Annotated in this window: 19 protein-coding genes and 1 riboswitch; of the genes, 11 read left to right on the forward strand and 8 right to left on the reverse strand. The window is 52.0% G+C overall.

Annotation, left to right across the window (positions count from 1 at the left end; translation table 11 throughout):
- Positions 1-12: 12 nt before the first annotated feature.
- On the reverse strand, positions 13-1,641 hold the full coding sequence (lnt, locus tag AC5JMP_RS02705) for an apolipoprotein N-acyltransferase (protein ID WP_495849885.1): 1,629 nt from the start codon (positions 1,639-1,641) through the stop codon (positions 13-15).
- A 204-nt stretch (positions 1,642-1,845) separates the two neighbouring features.
- Here lnt and AC5JMP_RS02710 point away from each other — a divergent pair, with 204 nt between their 5' ends.
- A complete protein-coding gene (locus tag AC5JMP_RS02710; RefSeq protein WP_495849886.1) occupies positions 1,846-3,102 on the forward strand; it encodes a serine hydrolase domain-containing protein in 1,257 nt (418 codons plus the stop codon).
- Here the strand turns inward: AC5JMP_RS02710 and gyrA are convergent.
- Positions 3,080-5,797, reverse strand: a complete 2,718-nt coding sequence (gene gyrA, locus AC5JMP_RS02715) for a DNA topoisomerase (ATP-hydrolyzing) subunit A (protein WP_495849887.1) — start codon at positions 5,795-5,797, stop codon at positions 3,080-3,082. The two genes, AC5JMP_RS02710 and gyrA, sit on opposite strands and share 23 nt — an antisense overlap.
- A 366-nt stretch (positions 5,798-6,163) precedes the next feature.
- Here gyrA and AC5JMP_RS02720 point away from each other — a divergent pair, with 366 nt between their 5' ends.
- Complete coding sequence (locus AC5JMP_RS02720; RefSeq protein ID WP_495849888.1) at positions 6,164-6,946, forward strand: YdcF family protein; 783 nt, start codon at positions 6,164-6,166, stop codon at positions 6,944-6,946.
- A gap of 123 nt (positions 6,947-7,069) precedes the next feature.
- Here the strand turns inward: AC5JMP_RS02720 and AC5JMP_RS02725 are convergent, their stop codons facing one another.
- From AC5JMP_RS02725 to glnA, 3 genes are all read right to left on the reverse strand, one after another.
- Entirely contained in the window at positions 7,070-9,634 is a 2,565-nt protein-coding gene (locus tag AC5JMP_RS02725) for a DUF3536 domain-containing protein (RefSeq protein ID WP_495849889.1), read from the reverse strand.
- Between the two features lie 312 nt (positions 9,635-9,946).
- A complete protein-coding gene (locus AC5JMP_RS02730; RefSeq protein WP_495849890.1) occupies positions 9,947-10,366 on the reverse strand; it encodes a hypothetical protein in 420 nt (139 codons plus the stop codon).
- A 32-nt stretch (positions 10,367-10,398) separates the two neighbouring features.
- Positions 10,399-10,486, reverse strand: a riboswitch (Glutamine riboswitch).
- 210 nt (positions 10,487-10,696) lie between these two features.
- Positions 10,697-12,115 carry a type I glutamate--ammonia ligase gene (gene glnA, locus AC5JMP_RS02735; RefSeq protein ID WP_495849891.1) on the reverse strand — a complete coding sequence of 473 codons (1,419 nt, stop codon included), beginning with the start codon at positions 12,113-12,115 and terminating at the stop codon, positions 10,697-10,699.
- 618 nt (positions 12,116-12,733) lie between these two features.
- On the opposite strand from glnA, the gene apcB reads away from it, so the two are divergent.
- Positions 12,734-13,243: an allophycocyanin subunit beta gene (gene apcB / locus AC5JMP_RS02740; protein ID WP_495849892.1), complete on the forward strand. Its 510-nt coding sequence runs from the start codon at positions 12,734-12,736 to the stop codon at positions 13,241-13,243.
- 94 nt (positions 13,244-13,337) lie between these two features.
- On the opposite strand, the gene AC5JMP_RS02745 is transcribed toward apcB, so the two are convergent.
- Positions 13,338-13,616: a hypothetical protein gene (locus tag AC5JMP_RS02745; protein WP_495849893.1), complete on the reverse strand. Its 279-nt coding sequence runs from the start codon at positions 13,614-13,616 to the stop codon at positions 13,338-13,340.
- A gap of 198 nt (positions 13,617-13,814) precedes the next feature.
- On the opposite strand from AC5JMP_RS02745, the gene AC5JMP_RS02750 reads away from it, so the two are divergent.
- A complete protein-coding gene (locus tag AC5JMP_RS02750) occupies positions 13,815-14,960 on the forward strand; it encodes a M14 family metallopeptidase (protein ID WP_495849894.1) in 1,146 nt (381 codons plus the stop codon).
- 88 nt (positions 14,961-15,048) lie between these two features.
- Entirely contained in the window at positions 15,049-15,987 is a 939-nt protein-coding gene (gene era, locus AC5JMP_RS02755) for a GTPase Era (RefSeq protein ID WP_495849895.1), read from the forward strand.
- 2 nt (positions 15,988-15,989) lie between these two features.
- Here era and AC5JMP_RS02760 read toward each other — a convergent pair whose 3' ends face one another.
- Positions 15,990-16,601: an SRPBCC family protein gene (locus AC5JMP_RS02760; protein WP_495849896.1), complete on the reverse strand. Its 612-nt coding sequence runs from the start codon at positions 16,599-16,601 to the stop codon at positions 15,990-15,992.
- Positions 16,602-16,661: 60 nt separating this feature from the next.
- Positions 16,662-18,731, reverse strand: coding sequence for a sensor histidine kinase (locus tag AC5JMP_RS02765; protein WP_495849897.1), 2,070 nt, complete (start codon positions 18,729-18,731; stop codon positions 16,662-16,664).
- Between the two features lie 333 nt (positions 18,732-19,064).
- On the opposite strand from AC5JMP_RS02765, the gene AC5JMP_RS02770 reads away from it, so the two are divergent.
- The 6 genes from AC5JMP_RS02770 to AC5JMP_RS02795 all read left to right on the forward strand — a co-directional run bounded on the left by AC5JMP_RS02770 (position 19,065) and on the right by AC5JMP_RS02795 (position 25,415).
- The gene (locus tag AC5JMP_RS02770) at positions 19,065-20,753 is read left to right on the forward strand and encodes an ATP-binding protein (protein ID WP_495849898.1); all 1,689 of its coding nucleotides are present in this window, start codon (positions 19,065-19,067) and stop codon (positions 20,751-20,753) included.
- A 105-nt stretch (positions 20,754-20,858) separates the two neighbouring features.
- Entirely contained in the window at positions 20,859-21,281 is a 423-nt protein-coding gene (locus AC5JMP_RS02775) for a peptide chain release factor 1 (RefSeq protein ID WP_495849899.1), read from the forward strand.
- A gap of 397 nt (positions 21,282-21,678) precedes the next feature.
- Positions 21,679-23,109, forward strand: coding sequence for a form I ribulose bisphosphate carboxylase large subunit (locus tag AC5JMP_RS02780; protein WP_495849900.1), 1,431 nt, complete (start codon positions 21,679-21,681; stop codon positions 23,107-23,109).
- Between the two features lie 107 nt (positions 23,110-23,216).
- Positions 23,217-23,621, forward strand: a complete 405-nt coding sequence (gene rcbX / locus AC5JMP_RS02785) for a RuBisCO chaperone RbcX (protein ID WP_495849901.1) — start codon at positions 23,217-23,219, stop codon at positions 23,619-23,621.
- A gap of 82 nt (positions 23,622-23,703) precedes the next feature.
- On the forward strand, positions 23,704-24,048 hold the full coding sequence (locus AC5JMP_RS02790) for a ribulose bisphosphate carboxylase small subunit (RefSeq protein WP_495849902.1): 345 nt from the start codon (positions 23,704-23,706) through the stop codon (positions 24,046-24,048).
- 125 nt (positions 24,049-24,173) lie between these two features.
- Complete coding sequence (locus tag AC5JMP_RS02795; protein ID WP_495849903.1) at positions 24,174-25,415, forward strand: RuBisCO small subunit-like domain-containing protein; 1,242 nt, start codon at positions 24,174-24,176, stop codon at positions 25,413-25,415.
- The last annotated feature ends 189 nt before the right edge of the window (positions 25,416-25,604 follow it).

Here is a 25,604-nt window from a genome sequence, read left to right on the forward strand (position 1 = left end):
CGACCGATAGAGCTATTGTCGATCGCCCATTATCTCGATCGCCCCTACCCCGATCGCCCCTACCCCGATCGCCCCAATTACCAGCAGCGGCATCAGCCAATCTCCCCGCTCTGCGTAAAGCGTACGAGTCTGGCGACGATAGATCGTATGAGCATGGGTTTCATAAGTGCGGAAGCCTGAGAGCCACTGGGTTTTGCCGTGGGGATCAACAATGCCCGAAAAGCCAGTATTGGTGGCTCGTACCGCCCAGCGATCGGTTTCAACAGCGCGCATTACGTCTTGGGCATGGTGCTGTGCCATCATTGCGGCACTGTAGGGATCGTTGTTGGAGGCAGTCAGGATGAACTGCCCGCCTGCGATCGCCTGTTGCCGAAAGATTTCAGGAAAAGCCGATTCATAGCAAATCCCGGCGATCGCCTGTCCAAACGGCGTATCTAAGGTTTGATGAGGATCTCCGGGCAGCATTGAGGCTCCTACGGGCGAGAGCCGACCAATGAAGCCCCCTAACGCCGCCTCAAACGGCACATATTCCCCCAAGGGCACCAGTTTCACCTTGTCATAGCGGCTAAAGATTTCCCCGGCTCCGGTGATGGTAAACAGCGTCTGGGTAATGTTGCTCTGGCGTATGCCAACTGTCCCTACCCAAGCCAGTACGCCCCGCGATCGAATCGCCTGATAGAGCGGATTCTGAGCCTGATTGGGTCGCCCAACCCACAGCCAGGGAAAGCTGCCTTCCGGCGTAAGGACGGCTTCTACGCCTTCATCTACTAGCTTGTTGTAGCCCTGAACATAGCGATCGATCGCCAGTTTTTCACCCTGTTCAAACAGCTTAATCCGCGTTGGCACATTGCCCTGAATGATGCCGACTTTCAGCGAAGCTTCGGGAGAATTGGCGATCGGCTGACGGTATAGCCCCCAGCCTATTAGGTGCAGGCTAACCAGGCTGAGCAGACTTGCCAGCAGCAGAACCCGCGCCTGAAAGATGTTTCTCAGCTTCAGGGAGATCCAGGCTTCGGCGAGGCAAGCATTCACCAGTACGATCGCTGCTGTGACCGCCGACTCTCCCGAAAGCTGTCCTAGATGCAGAATCAGCAGATTGTGAGGGCTTTGCGTGTAGGACAGCGATGTCCAGTACAAGATTCCCTGACTCCAAAACGCTTCTACAGCGCACCATAGGGCAGTGCCAATCAGGATACGACTGAAGGGCGATTGCCTCTTTGTACTCTGCTGGCTCCAACTCAGCCAAAGGCTAACGCCTGCTGCCCAAGTCACGGCGATCGCCGCACCCCAAAGCGTCACGATGATCCAGCAAGCGATCGTAATGGCTATGCTTGCCAGCCAGGGTACGCCCATCCAAGTCAGCGGGTGCAGTCCGGTAATCCAAGACAGTGCCAGCCCATGGTAGCCAATCCCCCAAACCAGAGCATAGCTGCAAGAGCGCCTCAACCTGACCTTTTCAGTTCCCATCACCAATATCCACAAGGGAGCCAACGCTACCCAAGCAAGCATCCATAGATTAGCTGGAGCAGGGGTTAGACCCATGAGGATGCCACTGCTCAGAGCCACTAGAAGCCGCCATTCTGTTGTAAAGCGGCGATATAGAGGGGAAGCATTAGTTTTTTGAGGCTGCGTTGGAATCACTCTGCTGCGTTGAAATCACTATACATTGGAGACATTAGAGCTATGGCAACCGCCGAGGCGGTTAGGACGGAGACGTTTAGGGTAGGGCACTTAGCGCCCCACCCTAAACGTCCTAAGCAAACTAGCGACAGCTATACTTTTCAGGAGTTACTTACAGGTGCGGTCGTTAGGCTTATTCATTCACCATAAAGACAGGATTACGTCATGGGCGATCGCCTGAAAAAGCGGATCAAGGTTAAGAGTTTGACGATCGCCATTCTTCTTACATTATCTCTTGTGGTCACATTAGCTCTGACAGGTTGCATGGGTCAGGAGACTATAGAAAGGGCGATTGTACCTTTACAAACCTGGTCGGCAGCTCGGACTCAGGGCAAGCTCCAGCCTTTTCCGCCCAAGGTGACGCGTCGGTTGCAGCGGTTGCTTGACCAGAGCGTTGGCGATGATGAGCTACCCGGCGTAGTGCTGCATATTGCCACGTCCGACGGCGTATGGATGGGGGCTGCTGGAGTCAGCGATCGCAAGTCAGATATCTCGCTCAAGCCCACCGATCGCTTTCGTATTGGTAACTTGACTGAGCTATTTATTGCAGTCATTTGCCTTCAGCTGACTGCAAGTGACAGCCTGGATCTGGATGGGCAAATTAGCGCCTATTTGCCCAAAGCCGTTATGGCTCAGCTAGAAAACAGCAGGTCTGTCACGGTGCGACAGTTGCTCAACCACACGAGTAGTCTAGCAGAACCCGATCCGCAGGCTTTTAAGCAGGCGGTGCTGACGAATCCCAAGCGTGAGTGGACGGCTCAAAAAGTTCTGGAGTTTCTACCCCAGCGAGAATTGGCAGTCCCTAAAGATGTCTACTTTCATTCTTCTACTAACTATTTGCTGCTGCAAATCATCATAGAGCAGGTGACGGGTCAACCTCTGGCAAAGGTGTTGCGCGATCGCATCTCTAAGCCATTGAAGCTGACCAACACTTTTTTAGAGCGACATGATCCGATTCCGGGCGGATTTGCCCAGGGCTATGACGATTGGGACGGCGATGGCAAGCTAGAGAACGTCACCCAGCCCTTAATTAATATGGGCTTGGGGTTGGGTGACAGCGGCATTGTTTCTAACACGCCCGACCTCACACGCTTTCTTCAGGCGCTCTTTATAGAAAACCCAAGGATAGAGAATTCAGGCTCAAACAATGCCCTGCTTTACCCCAACGCACTGCGGCAAATGTTGACCCTTGAGGATGGCAAGGGCGGCTATGGGTTTGGCATCCGGCATCTGCTGATGTCTTGGGGAGAAGCTTGGGGGCAAACGGGCAACACTACAGGCTTTTCCTCAATTTTGCTCTACCTGCCTGTGCATGATCTGACGATCGCCATTTGGACGAATGAAGGCGGTCGCCAGATCATCAATAGCCCCTATGAGATTGCAGCCGAGAGTCTGGATATTATTCTGTCAGAGGCTCGATAATATCGGCTTCTCCTTCTTCCAGGACATCTTCTTCTGCAAGACCCTCTTCTGCGATTGCTTCTGCATCAGGCTCCCCATTAGGCTCTGTGCTAGACATCAGTTGATTTAGGATCTCGATCGCCGTTCCCTCTGTCCCTTCGACCGCTACGTCCACCGTAGTCTCCTCCCCTGAAGGCGGCACCAAAGCGATGCCAACAATCGCGTCATCTTCATCCAATCGCTGTACCCGCACCCCGGTTGCCGCCCGTGACTGGCAGGAAATCGCGTTGACGGTTTGGCGAATAATGATGCCTCGACTGGTGACGATGATGATTTCGTCATTTTCATTCACGACCTGTAGGGCAGCTAGGCGATCGCCCGGTTTGCGGAATTTAATAGCGCGTAGCCCTAGTCCAGCTCGTCTTTGCAGCCGGAATTGCCCCACCGGAACCCGCTTACCCAAGCCTCCCATGGTGATTACCAACGCCCAAGGGCCTTGGCTCCGTTCATCCACTTCTAGCTCTTCAGAGTCAGCCTCGACCTCGGCATCCTCGCTTTCGGCAATGCTGGCAACCACCTGACTCGGTAGGATGTCCATACTGATCAGCTCATCCCCTTTGCGAAGCGCCATTGATTTCACCCCGCGTGTAGGTCTGCCTAGAGGACGCAACTGCTCATGATTTGAGCGGAAGTGAATCGTCATACCCTGCCGGGTGCCAATCATGACGCTATCCTCTGCCCTTGCCAGACGCACCCAGCGAAGCTGATCTTCTTCCTCTAAGGAAATGGCGATCAGACCGTTGGCGCGAATATGGCTGAAGGCAGAAAGCTCGGTTTTTTTGATAAAGCCTTTCTGCGTCAGCATCACCAGATACTCGTCATCGGTAAACGCCGACACCGGAATGATGGAGGTGATTTTTTCCTGATGGGAAATCGGCAGCATCTGCACGATCGGCGTACCTTTTGCGGTTCGTGAAGCTGTAGGAATCTGGTAGGCTCTGAGGCAGTAGGAAATGCCGCGATCGCTGAAAAACAAGATGCTGTCGTGATCGTTGCAGGTTAAGAAGTGCTGAATCCCGTCATCTTCCTTCATGCGGGTGCCAGCTTTGCCGCGCGTAGCTCGACTCTGGGCTTCAAAGGTGCTGACAGGCATCCGCTTAATGTAGCCCTGCTCAGTCAGCAAGAGGATGGCTTGCTCATTGGCAATCAAGTCCATATCGCCCAGCTCACCATCTGCTGTTTCAATAATGGTGCGGCGTGGGGAAACGTGAGCCGCCCGAATCTCAGTCACCTCCGTGTGAATAATTTGCAGAATTCGCTCTCGCCGCGCCAGGATATCCTGCAAATCGGCAATTCTAAGCTGTAGATCCTCATGCTCCTTCTGGATCTTTTCAGCTTCTAGCGCCGTCAAACGCCGCAACTGCATTTGCAAAATGGCGTCAGCTTGAGTGTCCGACAGGCTGTAGGCTGCCATCAGCTCTTGACGTGCGGTGGCAGTATCTGCCGCATGGCGAATAATGCTAATCAGCTGATCTAGATTGGCTAGTGCTACCAGCAGACCTTGCAGGATGTGATCCCGATCTTCTGCCTTGCGGAGTTCGTACCGGGTGCGCCGAGTAATCGTTTCCACCCGGAAATCTAGGAAAACTTGCAGCGCCTGACGCAGGCTCAGAAGCTGCGGTTCGCTATTCACGAGCGCCAGCATATTCACGCCAAAGTTTGCCTGGACGGGGGTCTGTTTATAGAGATTATTCAACACGACTCTGGCGTAGGCATCGCGCCGCAGTTCGATGACGATGCGCATTCCATCGCGATCGCTCTCGTCCCGAATATCAGAAATACCCTCTAGCCGATGCTCGTTGACCATCTCGGCGATCTTTTCAATCAGCGATGCCTTGTTGGTCTGGTAGGGCAGCTCGGTGATGATGATGGCATCGCGATCGGGACGACCTCGCTGTTCCAGGGTTTCGATCGTCGCCACACCCCGCATGGTGATGGAGCCGCGTCCGGTTGTGTAGGCTTCCCGGATACCGCTGGTGCCTAGGATTTGACCGCCCGTCGGGAAGTCGGGGCCTGGAATGTATTCCATTAGCTCCAAGTCGGTAATCTCAGGGTTTTGGATCAGAGCTAGCAACCCATCCAGCAGCTCGCCTAAGTTGTGGGGGGGAATATTGGTTGCCATGCCCACGGCAATGCCCGACGAGCCGTTCAGCAAAAGCTGCGGAATTCGTGCCGGGAGCACTAAAGGCTCCTGCTGAGAGCCATCAAAGTTGTCGGTAAAGCCTACGGTTTCGGATTCAATATCTCGCAGCAGGGAGTTGACCGTCAGCGCATGGAGGCGACATTCGGTATATCGCATGGCGGCGGGCGGATCGTTGTCGATCGAACCAAAGTTGCCATGCCCCGAAATCAGCGGCATCCGCATAGAGAAGTCTTGCGCCATCCGCACCAGAGCGTCATAGATGGAGGTGTCGCCGTGGGGGTGATACTTACCCAGCACATCCCCCACTACGCGGGCGCACTTACGGAAAGGGCGATCGTGAGTCAACCCCAGCTCATGCATGGCGTACAAAATGCGTCGATGGACAGGCTTCAAGCCATCCCTCGCATCCGGTAGCGCACGCCCCACAATAACGCTCATGGCGTATTCCAGGTAAGATCGGGACATCTCATTCCGCAAATCTGTGGGAACAATCCGCTCTTGAGGGATACTCATAGTAATTTAAGAAACTCCAAAAGTTTGAGCTTTCAGCCGATGGTCTTGCGGAAATAACCCTGTAGGAAAGGCGCTTGGGTAGTTGCTAAATCCCATGACTCAGCCTTAAAGTTACCGCCACGAAGTTGCTTGCTCTTGACTGAAATTTTAACATATTTTTGCCTTCAAAAGGGCTAAAAGTTTGACGCTATACCGCTTCTGGTGTTTGGAATGCTGGGACTGCGATCGTCAAATCTTCACGAAACTTTTATGGTCGAACGATCGCCTTGCAACAAATCTTAAGCGTCAGCTTTGTTATGCTCGTCCTGGTGATGCAGGACGTGTGTTTGTCGTTAGTTGAGGAAAGCTCTTATGTTAGTCGCCTCCATGATAAACTCAGCCCTCTGCTCCATTGAGACTAGCGCTTGGCTTCCCGCAAAAGGATGGGTATCTAGCTGGGTGACACAGCCGTTTCTGGTGCTGCCCTTATTTTTAGTTTTGTTTCAAATACTGAGCTTCATTCCGCGTCGGTATGGTCGCCGCTGGCTGCAATCGCTGGTTTTTGCTTCAGCACTGGTCTACTTGATGGTGTTATTTCCCCCAGCAGTCCGGCTTGCCGAACGGGCTCTGGTGAAGCAAATTCCCCATGACTCTGGCAAGGCTGCTGACGCAGTCGTGGTTTTGGGGCGCGGAGAATCGCTGAATCCTTCGCGGGTTGAGGCGGCGGCTAAGCTCTGGGAAGAGAAAAGAGCGCCGCTGATTTTTGCTAGCGGCATTCAGGATGCGCCTAAAATTGTTGAGCAACTGCATAACAAAGGAATTCCTGAGCAAGATCTGACGGGAGAAGGTTGTTCTCGCACGACCTATGAGAACGCTAAGTTCACGGCAGAAGTGCTGAAGCCGCAGGGCGTCAAGCGAATTTTGCTGGTCACAGATGCGCCCCATATGCTGCGATCGCAGCTCACCTTCCAAAATTTCGGCTTTACCGTCATTCCGGTTCCGAGTTCTGGTTCGCCAGACCTAAGCCGAGGAGACAGAGCCAGACTGGTGATGTATGAGTATGCAGGTTTAGTGAGCTATGGGCTAATGGGCAGATTCTCTCCAAAGGAAGCGCTCAAGATGAGCCTCCTGCCCGTTTTGGAAAGTGTTGAGAAATTAGGAAAGCAATGAGTCGATTTTAGATTTTGGATTTTGGCTGTCGCCAGTTTGCTTAGGACATTTTGGTAGGACGCTTCGCGCCCCACCAAAATGTCCCCGCCCTAACCGCCTTGGCGGTTGCCATAAATCTAGAATCTAGAACGCGCTTGTATCGATCGCTAACTTCTCACCTAGCGCTAGGAACTCTGCCTGAGATTGCAGCGATTCTTGGCGGTGCCACTGGCTGAGGTATAGCTCCTGAGTGCGATCGAGCGCCAATGGCAGATGTAGCCGCTCTCCTAGTTCAATCAATCGCTTGACCCAGTCCAGATGATCCAGGGCATCTAGTTCAGCGTCAGACAAGATTGACCAGAGCGATCGCCAGATCAGCCGCTCCAGGATTTGCTTAATTTGCGGCATTTTAATTTGGCAGTGCAGATGATCGGCTTCGTGGGCGATCGCCTCTAGCTCTGCTAAGTGGCTGTGGCAAAGCTGTGGATCGTTGAACGGAAAATCGCTAGTCTCCCGCTCCAAAATCTGCAAAGAGTCAATGGCGCGGTGGCTGATGGCAATCTCTGCCGCCACCTGTAGTTCCTGGGGCACTTCTAGCCCATCTCGATGAAATGCCATGAGAATGCCGTAGTTATCTCGGTAGACCTGAGTGTAGAGCTGGTCGAGCCGGGTCAGGGTTTCCTGGCTGAGCAGATGCATCATCCGATGGCGCTCCTCAGCAAATAGATCTTGCAGACTGAAAGATTGACTGCCAAAAATCCGGCTCATGGTCAGAATAGTTTGGGCAGCGCTGGCTTGCCCTAAAGCATTAAATACACTTTCTTTGGCTTGGCTATACGCCCGTCTACCCGTAAAAGACTGAACACAGCAGTGAAAGTCCCAGCCGCCTAGATGCAGCACCGCAAATGCCATCTGGCTAGTTTCTCGCGTCATCTCAGAGGTAAGCTGAATCTGACCGATCGCCAAAGTCAGCGCTCCTAGCCTCTGCATCTGATAATCTAATGCGTGAACGCCGTAGCAGTAGACATGCTGATCGCGGGTGCCCAGGAGAGACAGGATGGCATAGTGAGCTGCCACTTGCTCCAGGCTGACTTGGGACGGCAGCACCAGCTGACGATAAACATCTGCACCGTTTTGAAACAACTCCGTCACGTTGCTAGGAGCCAGGGAAAGTCTTTTAATGAAGCCCTTCTCCAGCTGAATGCCCGACACGTCTCCTGCCAGCTCGATCGCCCTTGCCGCATAGCGCAAAATTTGGGTGCCCTCAGGACGAGAGAGTTCGTCAAAGAACCAGCCACAGCTCGTATACATAAGCTGTACATGACGCTGCATTTCTAACAGCCGCAAGGCATCCACCCGTTCGGCAACGCTGAGTCTGTGGGTTTGATGCTGTGATAAAAAACGGCTGGTGACGCTGGGCGTGCGATCGAGGATTACCTGAATATATTCGTCTCGCGCCTTCCAGGGGTCTCGAAACAGCTTCTTGCCGCTTTCTTCATAGACCTTGACGAGCTGCTCCCGCAGCCAGTCTAGGCTTTCCCGGAGCGGCTTTCGCCATTTCTGGTGCCAGTTGCCGCCGCCGCCACAGCCGCAGTTATCCTGCCAGCGATCGACCCCGTGGGAACAGCTCCAGGATGTGACAGGCTTTAGCTTTACTTCCCAGGTAGGCGGGTTAAGGCTGAGGTAGTGAGCAAAGTTTGTCACCGTCCAACGGCGATCGGGAAACTCTTGAGTAAAGGCATAAGCCAGGGCTTTTTCAGTGCCGCCTCGGTGATGCCCAAAGGTTTCGCCATCAGTGGCGACTGAAATGAGCTGCGCTGAAGGGCGATCTTGACGGACAGCCTCACCGACTCTCTCTGCGAGCTGATGGGAACTGCTCAGCACATCGTTGAACCCCATGTCTCGCGAGATGGGGCCGTCGTAGAAAAAGATGTCAATGTATTCTGCCGCCTCAGGCAAGTAACAGCGGTAGGGCTGAGTCGGGTCAATTTGGTTATCCGCAGCTTCTAGCCAAGCAGGATCAGGATGCTCAGCCGTAGATAGAGGGCGGCAGCGCTGAGCTTGGGAAGGAGCCAAAATAATAAACTTAATTCCTTCAGCTACTAAAGCCGTTAGGGTAGGATAGTCAACCGCCGTTTCTGCCAGCCACATCCCTTCTGGATCTCGCCCAAACCGCAATCGAAAATCAGCTTTCCCCCAGCGAATTTGCGTGTACTTATCTCGTTCGCTCGCCAGCGGCAGGATGATGTGGTTATAGACCTGAGCGATCGCATTGCCATGACCGCCCAGCCTTGCCGCGCTAAGGCGATCGGCTTCCAAAATTCGCTGATAGACCTCTAGATCGTGACGCTCCAGCCAGCTCATGAGCGTCGCGCCAATGTTAAAGCTGAGGTATTCATAATTATTGACGATGCCCAACAGCTCTCCTCGACTATTCACCACCCGCGCAAATGCATTAGGACGGTAGCATTCCTGGTGAATTCGCTCATTCCAGTCGTGAAAGGGGGCGGCGCTGGGCTGACGCTCGATCGCATTCAAGTAAGGGTTCTCACGGGGGGGTTGGTAGAAATGCCCATGTACCGTTACATAAATCGCTGCATTGCCCGACTTGTCTGACGCGTCGAATTTAGCGCCTCGATTGCTTTTAATCTGCTTTTCAGTCTGGCGTTCGAGGTGAGAAGTGAGGGACTCTAGATTGTGTGAGGACATGCAGTATTTTGCTGAGGTGCGATCGAATTATTCGCACTTTAAACCAATTCACTGCTATGTCTTGAGAGCCTATGACCTATGCCATAGCTGAAAATGCTTTACGGAGTGGGGCATTCAGCAGCAGAGATCTAAATTTTCAGGATGGATAGTTTTAATAATTTCTTAAACAACAAGGGCTGTTTCTAGCGATCCCCACTTGGACTTGAGAAAATTAGCCCCTAAAGAACTAAGGTGGGGGCAATTGCCCCCACCTTAGTTACCCGACATCGTCAACAACTAGCATCACAACCTAGGGAAACACGGTCTTTATCTTTACTTGGCTTCGGTCAAAGCCTCTAGCTCTTTCTGAAGCTGAAGGGTGAGGTGACGATCGCCCTTGGCTCTGGCAATTGCCATCCGTCGCTGCAAAGATTGCAGCTGCTGCCGACGGTGCAGTTGGTTTGCCCCCCGTGAGGTAGTCGGCGAAGACAATCTTGAGTGAACAGGAACAGGCTTGATCGGTCGATTGTTCGCGGATTGCGTTGCCTCGGTCGCCTCAAGTGCCTCGTTCAGGGTCGTGCGATAGGCAATGCCGTGATACACCAAACCCATTACAGGCTGAACAAATGAGCTGTCGCCTTCACCTGTATAAATTTGTCCTCCATACTGAATAGGGCGATCGCTCTTAGATTCTGGAGAGGAGGTCGGTTCGAGACTGTAATCAGCGCCGTGATATTTGAAAGTAGTCGTCATACTAGGCTCCTGAACTCGTTACTTGTTGAGTAAGCGCGTTCCTTCGGGAGTATTCCCCTAATTCCGTCTCCATCAGAACCTCTCTGGATTTTAGAAAAGTTGCTAAAAGAGATGAACGATTGCTTTATATTCTGTATTTTAAGCTACTTTTTTGAGGCAGGGCGACCGAATTTACGAAATTTAGTATTCCTTTAGCCTGATTCCTAGAAATCAGGCTACGTACAAACTTGCGCAAAAAAAGTGCGCACACTGTGCGCACTTTTTCTTCAAGCTTCAAGATTTTGCCGAAAGCTGCAAATCAGCAGTCTTACCTTCTAGTAGTTGTGCAGATTAGCAGTCATAATACAGCTCAAACTCGTAAGGATGCGGCAACTTGCTGAGGGGTCTTACCTCATCATCCATCTTCATCTTGACCCAGTTGTAAATAAAGTCTTCAGGGAAAACGCCTCCTGCGGTCAAGAATTCGTGATCGCTTTCCAGGTTTGCCAATGCTTCACCCAAGTTTGCCGGAGCCTTGGGCACCTTTGCCAGCTCTTCAGGAGACATTTCGTAAATGTCTACATCTAAGGGTTCGCCGGGATCAATTTGGTTCTTAATGCCATCCAATCCGGCGCAAAGCATAGAAGCAAAAGTGAGGTAAGGATTGCTAGAAGCATCAGGACAGCGAAACTCTAGGCGCTTTGCCTTGGGATTGGTGCCAGAGAGGGGAATCCGAATGGATGCCGAGCGGTTTCCGGCAGAATAGGCCAGGTTAACCGGAGCCTCAAATCCTGGAACTAGCCGCTTGTAGGAGTTGACCGTAGGGTTGGTGAATGCCAGCAGCGACTTAGCGTGTTTGATTAGACCGCCGATGAACCAGAGTGCCGTTTGGCTCAGTCCCGCATACTTGTCGCCTGCAAACAAGGGCTGTCCATCCTTCCAGATCGACATATGGGAGTGCATCCCGGTGCCGTTGTCATCATGGATGGGCTTGGGCATGAAAGTAGCAGTTTTGCCATACTTGCGCGCCACGTTTTTGACCACGTACTTATAGGTCATAACGTAATCGGCGGCATGAACCAAGTCTGAGAAGCGAATTCCCAGCTCACACTGACCGCCCCCAGCCACTTCATGGTGATGCTTTTCGATCGGCACACCACATCTCGCCATGGTCAGCAGCATCTCTGTACGGATGTCTTGCAGCATATCGGAAGGCGCAACGGGGAAATAGCCACGCTTCTTGCCGATCTTGTAACCCAAGCTCCCCTCTTTGCCAGAGTTCCAGTTTCCTTCATCTGAGTCGATGAAGAAGTAGCTCTCGTGCCCCGACTGCCCGTATTCGATGCTGTCAAATATAAAGAATTCTGGCTCAGGACCGCAGTAGACCTTATCGCCAATTCCGGTAGAGATGAGATAATCGATCGCCTTTTGAGCAATCGATCGCGGATCGCGCTCATAGAGCTGACCCGTGCGCGGATCGACGATCGTACACACCATGCTGAGGGTGGGTTCTACCATGAAGGGATCCATCCAGGCAGTGGTAGGATCGGGCACCATCGCCATGTCTGAGTTTTGAATGGACTTCCAGCCTTTGATGCTGGAACCATCGAAAGCGACACCGCCAGAGTTCACAAAAGAATCTGCGTCGATCAGGCTTTTGTGAAATGTGCAGTGCTGCCAAATGCCAAGCAGGTCAACGAACTTGAGATCAATCAGTTCAATGCCCTGCTCGTCAATCATTGTCAAGATTTCTTGTGCAGTTTCAGGCATTCTTTACTCCTTAACTAGTTGCGGCGCTTCTTGGACAGGGGAAGAGATAAAGGAAGGTCGAATGGTAACTGCGATCTAAAGCTAGATCTCTAGGAGTAGATCAGGCAATTACTACGGGCAACCCGGATCTTTCAAAAGCCTTTGCTGAAAAGGTCTATTGGCTTAGTAAGCCGCCTTACAAAGCTGAGGCTTAAGTTAGGCTGAACAATCATATGTACAGCTTCAATCTGGATTTTGTATATATGGCTACTAAATTTGAGGCGATCGCGCCAAACTTAACTCTAGGCTCAAAAATTAAACGTCACTTATAAAGCCACCTCATTAATTTAAATTGATGAGGTGGCAGATGATTTTCGAGAGCCGCGCGGAGCGCGGCTCTCGAAAATCATCTGCCCTGCTTGGGGCTTAAATTGGTATGAGAAGATATCGTTCACAGTGCCCTACCTTCCAGGATCGATCGCGCTTGGTGAGGACAAAGTGCTTAATAAATCCTGACAAGCAGAGCCGTTTACTAGGGTCAAATTGGGTAAGGGCATCGTGATAAACTGAAGAGCAACGCTGTAAGACAGAAAATACTTAGAATTCACACATTAGTAAGCTGTTGGGAGATTAGATTTCATGCGGGATGCGGTGACCAGTCTGATTAAGAACTACGACAGCACAGGTCGATACCTCGATCGAAACGCCATGGATGACCTGAAATCCTACTTCAACTCAGGGCTGGCAAGGGTGAAGGCGGCAGGCGTAATTAACGGCAACGCGGCGGCGATCGTCAAACAGGCGGGTCTCCAGCTCTTTGAAGATGTTCCTGAACTGATTCGTCCAGGCGGCAATGCCTACACCACTCGGCGCTATGCCGCCTGTCTGCGAGATATGGACTATTATCTTCGCTACGCTAGCTACGCGCTGGTGGCGGGCAACATGGATGTGCTGAACGAGCGCGTTCTGCAAGGCTTGCGAGAAACCTATAACTCATTGGGCGTACCGATCGGGCCTACGGTCATGGGCATCCAGATCATGAAAGACATTGTCAAAGAGCAGGTTGCAGCCGCAGGAATTAGCGATACAACCATGGTGGATCAGCCTTTTGACTACATCACGCGAGAACTCAGCGAACAAGACGTGTAAGACTCGCTCGTTCATAGGTTAAAAAAGGGCGCATCTCGGATGCGCCCTTTTTTAGGCAAACTGGAACTCTTTTACAGGCAATAGCGCACCGTTGTCACCACGCGACTTTTCTTCGATCGCAGCCCAGTCTTAGAAAAACTGAGGTTTGGTTATGCAAAAAGCTCTCCCACCAGTTTCGGGTAATGAAGCCCCGAATAATGATGGTAGAGAAAATGCCGGGATGACGCGCCTCATAATCTTGGATGAAGTCCAGCAGCGGCTCTGCTAGCGATCGATAGGGCGAATCTAAGATCACCCGCGGGATATCTGCTTCAAGCTGCTGCCAGCGCTGCTGAAGACTGGCATGATCTATCGTGCTCGTATCAATCGACATGCACAGCAACAATTTCATCGGCAATCAGCAGATTCTTTAGTCCAGAACAAAGGGACATTGACGATGCACCTAAAAGTAGAGAACAGCGTTATACAAAGTGATCTTCAACGATCATAGAGGGATATTTAGGACAAGCCCTAGAAGTTGTGCTAGAACATCTGCTCTAATGATTCCCAAACTTGATGATTCTAAAGCTTAATGATTCCAACTATCACCGCTCTGCCTCTGCTTCAGCTCGCCTCTGGCGATCGCCTTTCCTTACAAATCTATAAATTTGTGGGTGAAAAGCCGGGACGAAAAGTCTACTTGCAGTCAAATCTCCATGGCTCAGAGCTGACGGGTAATGCCGTTATCCATCAGCTTATTCAATGGTTGTCTGAGCTAGAGTTGGCTCAGCTTGTTGGGGAGATTTGGTTAGTGCCGCTCTGCAATCCCTTAGGCACCAACGAGCGCAGCCATCACTTTTCTCCAGGGCGGTTTGATCCCTACAGCGGCGAAAATTGGAATCGTATCTTTTGGGAATATCAGCCGAGCGCAGAGGAATTGACGGCATTTGCCCAATCGCAGATGGAGTGCGATCGCCTCACCATTGAACAGAATTACCGCGATCGGATTCAGACCAGCTTTGGTAAACTCGCCGCGCCCTTACAGGCTCCCAGCAGTAAGCCCTTCTCCGATCACTACCGCTTTTTGCTCCAGTCGCTCTGTTTAGATGCCCACTACGTCATCGACCTACATACCTCTTCGGATCAGGGTTTGACTTATTTTTACTATTTCCAGAACCGTCAAACTAGCGCCCGTCTGTTTATGCTGCCGATCGGCATTTTGCTAGACGAGTATGCAGGCGGAGCCTTCGATGAGGCGTTCATGAAGCCTTGGCTGGCGCTTGAAGACTGTTTTGCCAAGCTGGGGCGCAAAATTCAGTTTGACATTGAAGCTTGGACACTGGAGCTAGGCTCGGCGATGCAGATCGATACGGCAACCGTCGATCGCGGCGTTCAGGCGGTAAAAAATTATTTGCTGCAAAAGGGAATTCTGCGAGTTCCGGCTGCCCCTGCGCCTATGCCCTCGATTGCCGCCATGAAGCTGGTTTCCAGCAGCCAAATGAAGAAATACTATGCGCCCGTTGGCGGCATGGTCCAGTCTCGTGTAGCGCTAGGGAAAACCGTCGAAGCCGGACAGCGGCTCTATCAGATCCTCAGCTTCAATAAAAGCTCTGGTGAGGGTTTTAGCCCAGAAATGCCGACGATTTTGGATATCTGTGCAGAGCAATCGGGCATTGTGTACGACGTATCGATTAATCATGCTGTCAACCAAGGGGAATATGTGTTGGGTATCCTATAGGAACTGGCGATTAGAGACTGGCGACTAGATGCTGGCGATCGATCGTAAGATTGACATTCAGGTTAGATTCCCATTGCATCTGTAGTTCATGAATTTCGACTACGCAGAAAACACGCTGATTCCGATCGCCCCACCGGGCTTCAAATCCGGCTTTGTGGGCATCATCGGTCGTCCTAACGTCGGCAAATCAACGCTGATGAACTACTTGGTGGGGCAAAAGATTGCCATTACCTCGCCCGTTGCCCAGACCACGCGGAATCGTCTGCGGGGCATTCTCACCACGCCAGAAGCCCAAATTATCTTGGTCGATACGCCGGGAATTCATAAGCCGCACCATCAACTGGGGCAGGTATTAGTCAAAAACGCCCGTCTTGCCATCAGCTCGGTAGACGTGCTGCTGTTTGTGGTAGATGGCACTGTAGAGGCGGGCGGTGGCGATCGCTTTATTGTCGAACTGCTGACCCGTACCGACGTTCCGATTATCCTAGGCATTAACAAAATCGATCGGCAGCCTGGAGATTCTCCTTGGATCGATCAGAGCTATCTCCATCTCGCCAACGAGCAAAGCTGGAAAACGGTAAAATTTTCGGCGTTGACGGGGGATGGACTCGAAGACCTGCAAACTCAATTAATTGATCGCCTAGAGCCAGGACCTTACTACTACCCGCCTGACCTGGTGACGGATCAGCCAGAGCGGTTCATCATGGGTGAGCTAATTCGAGAACAAATTCTGCTGCTCACCCACGAGGAAGTGCCGCATTCAGTGGCGATCGCCATTGACCAGGTAGAGGAAGATCCAGACATTACCCGTATCCTTGCCACGATTCACGTCGAGCGAGATTCCCAGAAGGGAATTGTGATTGGCAAAGGCGGCAGTATGTTGAAGGCAATTGGCACAGAAGCCCGCCAGCAGATTAGCAAGCTGGTCATGGGCAAGGTCTATCTTGAGCTTTTTGTTAAAGTCCAGCCTAAATGGCGACAGTCTCGGACTCGCCTGAGCGAGTTGGGCTATCGCGTAGAAGAGTAAGGTTATTTAGGAGCGCCAAATAAAGTATCGGCGCGATCGCGAATAGCAGACAAGTTAGTAACCAAGCCACTCTTGAGTCGGTTCTCAATTAAGCTCACAGGCATGGTTCGAGGCGGCAGCACTACAATCATGTAGCAAAGTTCTGTACAAAAGCCTGCCCCGGCAGCTACGGGCTGAAGCGTCCAGCTCCCCGAAAACTGCTTGAAATCACCTTCCACCATGCAGAAATCAAGCTGGTGCGGAAACTGTTCCACCATGTCTAGCACAACACGGGCGCAAAACTTGAGCTTCAGCAGCGACTGTGTTCCAACTTGCTCAATCCGAATGCCGCCCTGAGGATGGTCAATTTGGCAGCTCTTTGCCAGATTGGGAATGAAGTCTGCCAGCCGATCGTAGTCTGTCAAAATCTGCCAAACTTGCTCGATCGAGTAGGGAATCCGAATCTTGGCAGAGATCTGGCGCTGTCTACCCTCAGCGCGATCGGTCTGAACTTCTACGCCCTGCGACTCAGATAACCAGAAGTCAGGTGACGGCAGATCAAAAGCTTCGGCGATTTCATCGTCGTTTTCCGCTCTTTTGCCTTGAGTCATCCATTGATCGAGTTCGGTATTCATACTCACCTAGCCTACAAATCTTTGAGCAAGTCAGTCAAGCAAGTCATTCAGGCAAGTTGCCTAGACAATCCCTTCAGGAGATTGGGGCAGCGTCAGGGTAAAACAGGTTTCCCAGAGAGAGCCAACGGTTTGAGGCTGACTGGTGACGGCGATCGTTCCGTTCAGATGCTCCACCAATCCTTTGACGAGTGCTAGCCCCAACCCCGTTCCCTGGATGGCGCGTTGTGTCACCCCATCACCCCGCCGAAACTTGTCGAAAATGTGGGGCAACACCTCTGGCAAAATGCCATCGCCCCTATTGCACAGACTCAAAACCGCCTGACGCGAACGGCTGTCGTACGCTAGATTTAGCTCAACCGTACTGCCGGGTTCCGAGTATTTCCTAGCATTGCTCAGTAGCTCCAGCAGAATTCGATTGAGGCTATCTGGATCGGTGTAGATCGTCACGGCATCTTCGGGTAAATTGAGCGACAAATTTAAATTGCGATCGCTCCAGCTTGCCTCGACAGACTGAGCTGCGCCCTGGATCAGATAGCGGATATCCACTTTCTGAAGTGAACTATGAGTCGGATTCGCCTCTAGCTTGCGCAATGCCAGCAGATCGTTGATCAGATTTGTTTCCTGAGCGCACTGTTGCTCCAAGATATCCAGGTACTTGCTCTGGCGATCGGCAGGCAAGTTTGCCTCGCGCAGCATCCGAATCGCTAATGTCATGCTGGTCAGGGGGGTGCGCAGCTCATGGCTAATTGTGCTGAGGAATTCTTCTCGCTCTGCGTTGAGCCGCCGCAGCTGCTCGACCTGCTGCCGACTTTTTTCATAAAGCCTTGCCTGAACCTCCAGACTGCGCTGAAGCTGAGAAGTGCGCTCCTGCACCACAGACTGAATTTGCTTCAGGGTGAGGGTTTGAATAATGGCTGTGCTGATCTGCGCTGCTGCCAGCTTTACAAACGATAGCTCCTGAGCCGACCACTGGCGCGGGCGCGCTTGCTGTAGCACCAGACAGCCCAGTACCGTACCCTGATTTTCTAAAGGCACAAGCAGCAGCGCATCAGAGGGTTGCAGATTGAATATGGGGGCGATCGCTTGACCCGTATCGGGTATGCCTGCATTCCCAGCCTCCAGCGTTTCACCTGCCGGAATGATCACCGGATTGAGCTTGCTGGTTAGCACCTGTTGGCAGATGTAGCAGTCAGATGCCCAGAAGGGACTGTTGAGCGGGGTAGCCGTATTAGCATTCTCTAGTCGAGACCACTCCGCCGAGACGTTAGCTTTAGTTTTGGGAACGCCCTCCAATTTACGGCTTTTGTGCAGCGGGTCAGCATATTTAAAAAGCAGCAGCATCCCGCGATTTGCCTCTAGAGCTGAAGCTGTGCCTTCAACCGCCAGCCTGAAAATTTCCTCTAGATCCCACTCATTGCGGATAGCGTTGGTGAGTTGGTCAATCAGCGCCTGATAGTTAACCTGCTGCTGAAGCTGATGCTCCAAATGAGCCTGGGAGATGGCGATCGCTACTTGGGGAGCCACGGATTGAATCATCGCTACATCGGCTTCTGTCCAAACATAGGGCTGCGACTGCACGAGGGCAATCACGCCATTCACCTGACCCTGAAATTGCGTGCTGACAATGAGAATAGATTTCGATCGCAGGTCAGGCTGAAGGTCATAGCCCGGAGCGATGGCTTGTAGATTGGCGATCGCTAGAAACTCTTGATCGATCCAGTCTGTTTCGTTGACTAGATGCGCCAGCAAATCCAGTAAGTGATCGCGAAGCTGTCCGTCTCTGAAGCCGCTAGCCAGCCAGTAGGGGAAGGTCGTGGAGCTACTGGGCTGAGGCAAGATCACGCACCCCTCAGCATGGAAAGTTTTGCCGATCGTCTCAGATAAACTCACCAAAGCGGCTTGAGAACTCTTGCTAGTCGAAATAGCCTGAGTCAAGTGCTGCTCCAAATTGGGTCTAATTTGAGCCACTTTTTGCTGCATCGGAGAAGTTTCTAGAGAGAATGGGCGTGAATTGGGAGAATAACCCAGTGGCGATGTTCCTCCGATGGAACCTCTTGTGCCTGAACCGACAGGCTTGCTCCCTGAAGGTCTTGCTTGGACTAGGTGATTGGCTTCCATTTCTCGTGACATGGCGGACTGACGCGTAAAAAACTGTGACGAATTGGGGATTAATCCCTATGATTGTGGGGTTAGTGCATTCGTTCTGCTGCTCTGACCCAACTGGCTACAGATTACACGCTCTAGAAATCGAACAGTATCCGTGAATTCTCTACGTTTACTTTGAACTTTGCTTAGTCTTGGCTTGGTTTTCAGTAGTGTCAACATCGCTCACTCAGCAGTTCAATACGAATTCTTTACCTTTAGATAAATTTAGATACAGCTTTCGGATATCCTTCCGCAGATTAGCCCTTTTGGCAAATTTGCATTTTGGCAGACACACTTCAATTGATACAGTTGAGACATATGACACCCGCCTTCATTTCTCCAGCTTCTCCCTGTACAATCGGCACGGTAAAAGGGCCAGGAGAGAATGGCAACCAATATGTGTTCATCACGGCAGACAATCGCCATGTCAAGATTGGCGAGTTTGTCTACTACGAAATCCGAGGCACTGAAACGCTGAAAATTTTGGGCAAGATTTCGGCGCGTTGCCTGATTGAGCATCTGCCTGACCGCATTTTCGCCGACACCGAGATTAGCCCAGAGACGATCGCAGCGCTGGTAGGATTTGCCCATCCCAATCCAGAAATCTACGAGGTTGCCGTCGATGTAATTGGCTACTTTGACCCTGGCTTGGGATTCATGAACCCCCGGAAAACGCCTGATCCCGGTGCGAAGGTTTACCTTGCCGATGATAGTATGTTGCGGCTAATTCTCAATAAGAAGCAGCCCGGTCAGGTCGGGTCGGCGCATATTGGGGCTTTGCTGCTGCGAGATCCTGGAGCCGTGCCGATCGCCCTAGACGTGAAAGAGCTAGTTAGCACCCACATGGCGATTCTGGCCGGGACAGGTTCTGGAAAATCTTATACGGCAGGGGTACTGGTGGAGGAACTGATGCTGCCCCACAACCGCGCCGCCGTACTGATTTTTGACCCCCACGGCGAGTACGGCACCTTGACCGATATGCGAGGGCATCCAGACTTTAAGGCGGCAGACGGCTATGCACCCAAGGTAAAAATTCTTAAACCAGAAGATATTCGGATTCGCGTCTCATCCTTAGACTATGCCGATATTTTGACGCTGCTGCCCGACATGAGCGATCGCCAGCAGTCTATTCTCAACAAAGCCTATCGCTTGCTTCAGCGACACAAGCGCGGCTCCTATCGCTGGGGCATTCAAGATCTAATCTCAGCGGTACGCGAAGCGGACACCCAAAGCGATGATGATGGCAACGAAAAGCTTGGCTCCTCGGCTCCAGCGCTGGAGTGGAAGCTGGAAAGGCTAGAGCGATCGGACTATTTCCACCAGATTGAACACACGGTTTCCCCTCGCGACCTGTTTGAGCCGGGGCAGGTCACGGTGCTGCAAATGAACGAAATCAGCCAGGAAGAGCAGCAGGTGATCTGTGCGGCGGTATTGCGGCAGTCTAACCAGGCACGGATGAACACCCATCGAGAGTTAGTCGATGCAGGAGACAGCGAAAACTATTTGCCTTACCCGGTCTTTATCCTGCTGGAAGAGGCACACCGTTTTGCACCTGCCCATGAACCCTCTCGCTGTAAAGCCGTGATTCGGACAATCTTGAGCGAAGGGCGTAAGTTTGGGCTGGGCATGGGGCTAATTACGCAGCGACCTGGAAAGATTGACTCAGACGTACTGTCGCAGTGCATGAGCCAGTTCATCATGCGGATCGTTAACCCAGTGGATCAGGATAGCCTGAAGTATGGCGTTGAGGCGGCAGGGCGAGATTTGCTTAAGGAACTGCCTGCCCTCACCAAAGGGCAAATTATTGTGGCGGGTGTCTGCGTGAATACGCCTGTGCTTTGCAAAGTTCGCAAGCGGCTCACCCAGCATGGTGGCGAAACTCTGGATGCGCCTGCCATGTGGCAAAAGCATTTTCAAGCCCATCAGGTTGCTGCTCGAAAAATTGAGGAAGCGCCGCTAGTCGGTCGCGCCAGACCTAAAACCGTTCGTGGCGTGAGTATTGAGTAGCGCCAAAGTTCTTAAATTGAAACTAAACAACCGATCGCTCAGCCTCGATCGCCAAACCCAAGCTAAAATCAAGGCTATTCTCTGAATCCGGATAACTTTTCGGCAATGGGCAACCCACTCCGACGGCTTTCTAGACTGCCTTGGATCTCTCTCATGATCACGGCTGTTCTGACCAGCATCTGGATCTTTGTCATGGAGTTTTTTATAGGATTTGGTCTAGCCCGCAGTCCTCTCGTGCAGCAGGTTCTGATCACGCTGCTTTCACCGCCCTTGGGGCTGATTGTTACCTTGGCGATCGGCGTAGGCGTGGGCGCTTTAGGGCTTTATCTGCTGGAAATTGTCTATGCCAATCTGCGAATTGATACGGGCATCATGTGGGCACTGATCTTGTGCTTAATTGTAGCGATCGCCCTCAAGGTCACAGTTCTGGCAGAAGCTCTGCCGCTAACTCTGGTAAGTCTTAGCCAAACGCAGATGATTGGCGTGGTTCTGGGGGTTTTCTGGAAAGGCAAACGCTACTGGCGCTAAAAGATTAAGGGATGGCGCTGGCAGGCATTCCGCTGGCAGATATTCCGCTGGCAGACATTGCACCAGCACAAATCTTGCCGAAAAAATCAACTTTCACGATCTGAGACAGAACGTTACTTTCTGTTATGAAACATAAAGCATAGTTATAGAGATGACAAGAAGATTCAAAGTTAGACTTATCAGTTTCCTGATATATTTTGGAATAACCCAACGAAACAGGGGACAGTCTTAAGATAAGCTAAAGAATGCCAGTCAGACTGTTGCTCTGGCTCCTACGGACTTAAATGCCAGTTGTAAGTTGCCGTCCAAGGCGGCTCTTTCCTGCCTAACCATTTTGGTTGCGGGCAGGACAGGGTTTCTATGTTCGGTTCTCGCTGATTCACAGGAAGGGAAATCCATGTCTTATTCGCAAACAAAGACCCAGACCAAAGCTGGGTATCAGGCTGGGGTTCAAGACTACCGCCTGACGTACTACACGCCCGATTACACGCCCAAAGATACCGACATTCTGGCAGCCTTCCGAGTGACTCCTCAGCCCGGAGTTCCGCCCGAAGAAGCGGCGGCAGCCGTTGCCGCTGAGTCTTCGACCGGAACCTGGACGACCGTTTGGACGGACTTGCTGACGGATCTCGATCGCTACAAGGGTCGCTGCTACGATATCGAACCCGTTCCCGGTGAAGACAACCAGTTCATCTGCTTCATTGCTTATCCTTTGGATTTGTTTGAAGAAGGTTCTGTCACCAACATGCTGACCTCGATCGTCGGCAACGTGTTTGGTTTCAAAGCTCTGAAAGCTCTGCGTCTGGAAGATCTGCGGATTCCCGTAGCCTACCTGAAGACGTTCCAAGGCCCTCCCCACGGGATTCAGGTTGAGCGCGACTTGATCAACAAGTACGGTCGTCCGCTGCTGGGCTGCACCATCAAGCCCAAGCTGGGGTTGTCTGCGAAGAACTATGGTCGTGCAGTTTATGAGTGTCTGCGCGGCGGTCTAGACTTCACCAAAGATGATGAAAACATCAACTCCCAGCCGTTCCAGCGCTGGCGCGATCGCTTCACCTTTGTTGCTGATGCTATCCACAAGGCGCAAGCTGAAACAGGCGAAGTGAAGGGTCACTACCTCAACTGTACGGCTGGAACCTGCGAAGAGATGATCAAGCGGGCTGAGTATGCGAAAGAACTCAAGATGCCCATCATCATGCATGACTTCTTGACCGCAGGCTTCACCGCCAACACCACGCTGTCTCACTGGTGCCGCGACAACGGCGTTCTGCTGCACATTCACCGCGCTATGCACGCCGTGATTGACCGTCAGAAAAACCACGGGATGCACTTCCGGGTTCTGGCAAAGTGCTTGCGGATGTCGGGTGGCGACCATATTCACACGGGTACCGTTGTGGGCAAGCTGGAAGGCGACAAGGCTGTCACCTTGGGCTTTGTAGACCTGCTGCGGGAAAACTACGTTGAGCAAGATCGCTCTAAGGGCATCTACTTCACCCAAGACTGGGCTTCTATGCCGGGTGTGATGGCGGTTGCTTCGGGTGGTATTCACGTTTGGCATATGCCTGCGCTGGTAGAAATCTTTGGCGACGACTCTGTGCTGCAATTTGGTGGCGGCACCTTGGGTCACCCCTGGGGTAATGCTCCGGGCGCAACGGCTAACCGCGTGGCTCTGGAAGCCTGCGTTCAGGCTCGTAACGAAGGTCGTGACTTGATGCGTGAGGGAGGCGACATCCTGCGTGAAGCTTGCCGCTGGTCTCCTGAGCTGGCAACGGCTTGTGAACTGTGGAAAGAAATCAAGTTTGAATTCGAGGCACAGGACACCATCTAGGCGCAGCTTTACTCGAATTGCAATTTTGCAAACAGCTTTGGACTTTGGATTTTGGATTTCCACCCATCCAAAATCCAAAATCTAAAATCTAAAATTCAAAATTGCCCATGGATCTGAAGCAGATTGCGAAAGATACGTCTAAGACGCTGATCAGCTATTTGACGTATCAGGCGTTACGGGTTGTGATGGCGCAGCTGGATGAAACAGAGCCGAAGCGATCGTACTGGCTACGGAAGTTCACAGAGCGGGAAAGCATTCAGAACGGGGAGGCTTACTTGCAGGCTCTCTTTAAAGAGGAGCAGCGCCTCGCCTTTCGGATTTTGACCGTGCGTGAACATATTGCCGAGCAGGTGGCGGACTACCTGCCAGAGATGCTTCGTACAGGCGTTCAGCAAGCGAATATGCAGCAGCGCGCTCAGCAATTGGAGCGGATGACGCAAGTTGATCCAGCTTCTGATTCAGGTTTAGGTGATTTGCATCCGGAGTCGAATGAGCTAGAAGGCGATCGCTGACTTTCTCAGGATTTAAGATTCAGGCTCTAAGAATCCCAAACAAGACTCCAAAATCTAAAATTTACAACGCATAGAGGCATCCATGAAGACTTTACCCAAAGAGCGGCGGTACGAAACCTTTTCCTATTTGCCTCCCCTGACCGATGCGCAAATTGCGCGTCAGATCCAATACACGATCGATCAAGGGTATTTCCCCTGCATCGAGTTCAACGAAGATGCGGCAGCTCAAATCTACTACTGGACGATGTGGAAGCTGCCCATGTTCAATTGCAAAGCTCCCCAAGAGGTACTGAGCGAAGTGCAGCAGTGCCGCACTGATTACCCCAACTGCTACATTCGCGTGGTTGCCTTCGACAACGTGAAGCAGTGTCAGGTGATGAGCTTTATCGTTCACAAGCCCGGTACCAACACTGGTTACCGCTACTAAGTGATGACTACTGAGCGATAAATCTTGCGGGTCTTGATTTTTTGGACTCGTTGATTTGAATCCCTTGGGAACTAGGAGGTAGGATATCCTGCCTCCTTTTTGTTTTTTAACCGCACCTTTTTCCTATGAGCTTCTACATTTCCCCTCGCTTCCTCAACAAGCTGGCGATTCACATCACGAAAAACTACCTTGATTTGCCCAACGTGAAGGTGCCTCTGCTCTTGGGCGTGCATGGTCGCAAGGGAGAGGGCAAAACTTTCCAGTGCCAGCTGGCATTCGATCGCATGGGTGTCGAAGTCGTACATATGTCTGCCGGAGAGCTGGAAAGCCCCGACGCAGGAGATCCGGCACGTCTAGTGCGGCTCCGCTATCGAGAGGCAGCCGACCTAGTGAAAGTGCGCGGCAAGATGGCGGTGTTGATGATTAATGACATTGATGCGGGGGCAGGGCGCGTTGATCAGTATACGCAGTACACGATCAACACACAGTTGGTAAACGGTACGCTGATGAATATCGCCGATAATCCGACGAACGTGCAGCTTCCGGGCAGCTACGACTCTTCACCAATTCAGCGAATTCCCATCATCGTTACGGGCAATGACCTCTCGACCCTATATGCGCCGCTGATTCGAGATGGACGCATGGATAAATTTTTCTGGGAACCCAACCGCGACGATCGCATTGGTATCGTCAGCGGTATTTTCCAGGTGAACGAGGTGGCTCATGCCGATATTGAAAGACTGGTTGACACGTTTCCTGAGCAGTCAATCGATTTTTATGGAGCATTGCGATCGCGCCTCTATGACGAGCAGGTGCAAAGGTTGGTCGATGAGGTGGGGATCGATCGCATCTCTCTACGGGTGGTCAACAGCGCCGAAGCGCCGCCAGAATTTCGATCGCCTGATTTTAGCTTGCGGCACCTGATCGAGGTCGGGCAACAAATGGTGGAGGAGCAAAGGCGGGTTCAGGATATGCGCCTTGCCGAGGAATACAATAAGGCTCTCTACTTCAATCGCAAGCTGGGAGAAACTACTGAGTCTCGTCCCGAACCTGTAAATGGTTCCGCTGCTCCTGCCACTTCGCCACCGGGACAGCCTTCCAGCACTCAGCTTACGGCTGAAATGGTGACGCAGGTCAATCAAATCCTTGGGCAGGGGCATCGCCTAGGAATTGAGTATGTCGATCAGCGCCGCTTTCGCACCAACTCTTGGAACTGCTACGGCATGTTTGAAGGCAACGGTGCAGAAGCCATTGCCGCTCTGGAAGCTTGCTTGAGCGAACATCCTGAAAACTATATTCGAGTGGTGGGCATTAGTCTGAGCGATCGCCGTCGCCTACTAGAGCAGGTGATCCAACGCCCCGGATAGACCATAAGTAGTGGTATTCAGATACAGCTGCCGCCAGTTTGCTTAGGACATTTAGGGTGGGGTGCTTCGCGCCCCACCCTAAATGTCCCCGCTCTAACCGCTAAGACGGTTGCCATAACAATTTTTTGAGGACTACCAAACAATAAAAAGCCCCTGGTTTAAGCCAGGGGCAAGTAATCAGGGTGCATC

Source organism: Drouetiella sp. (assembly GCF_059504425.1).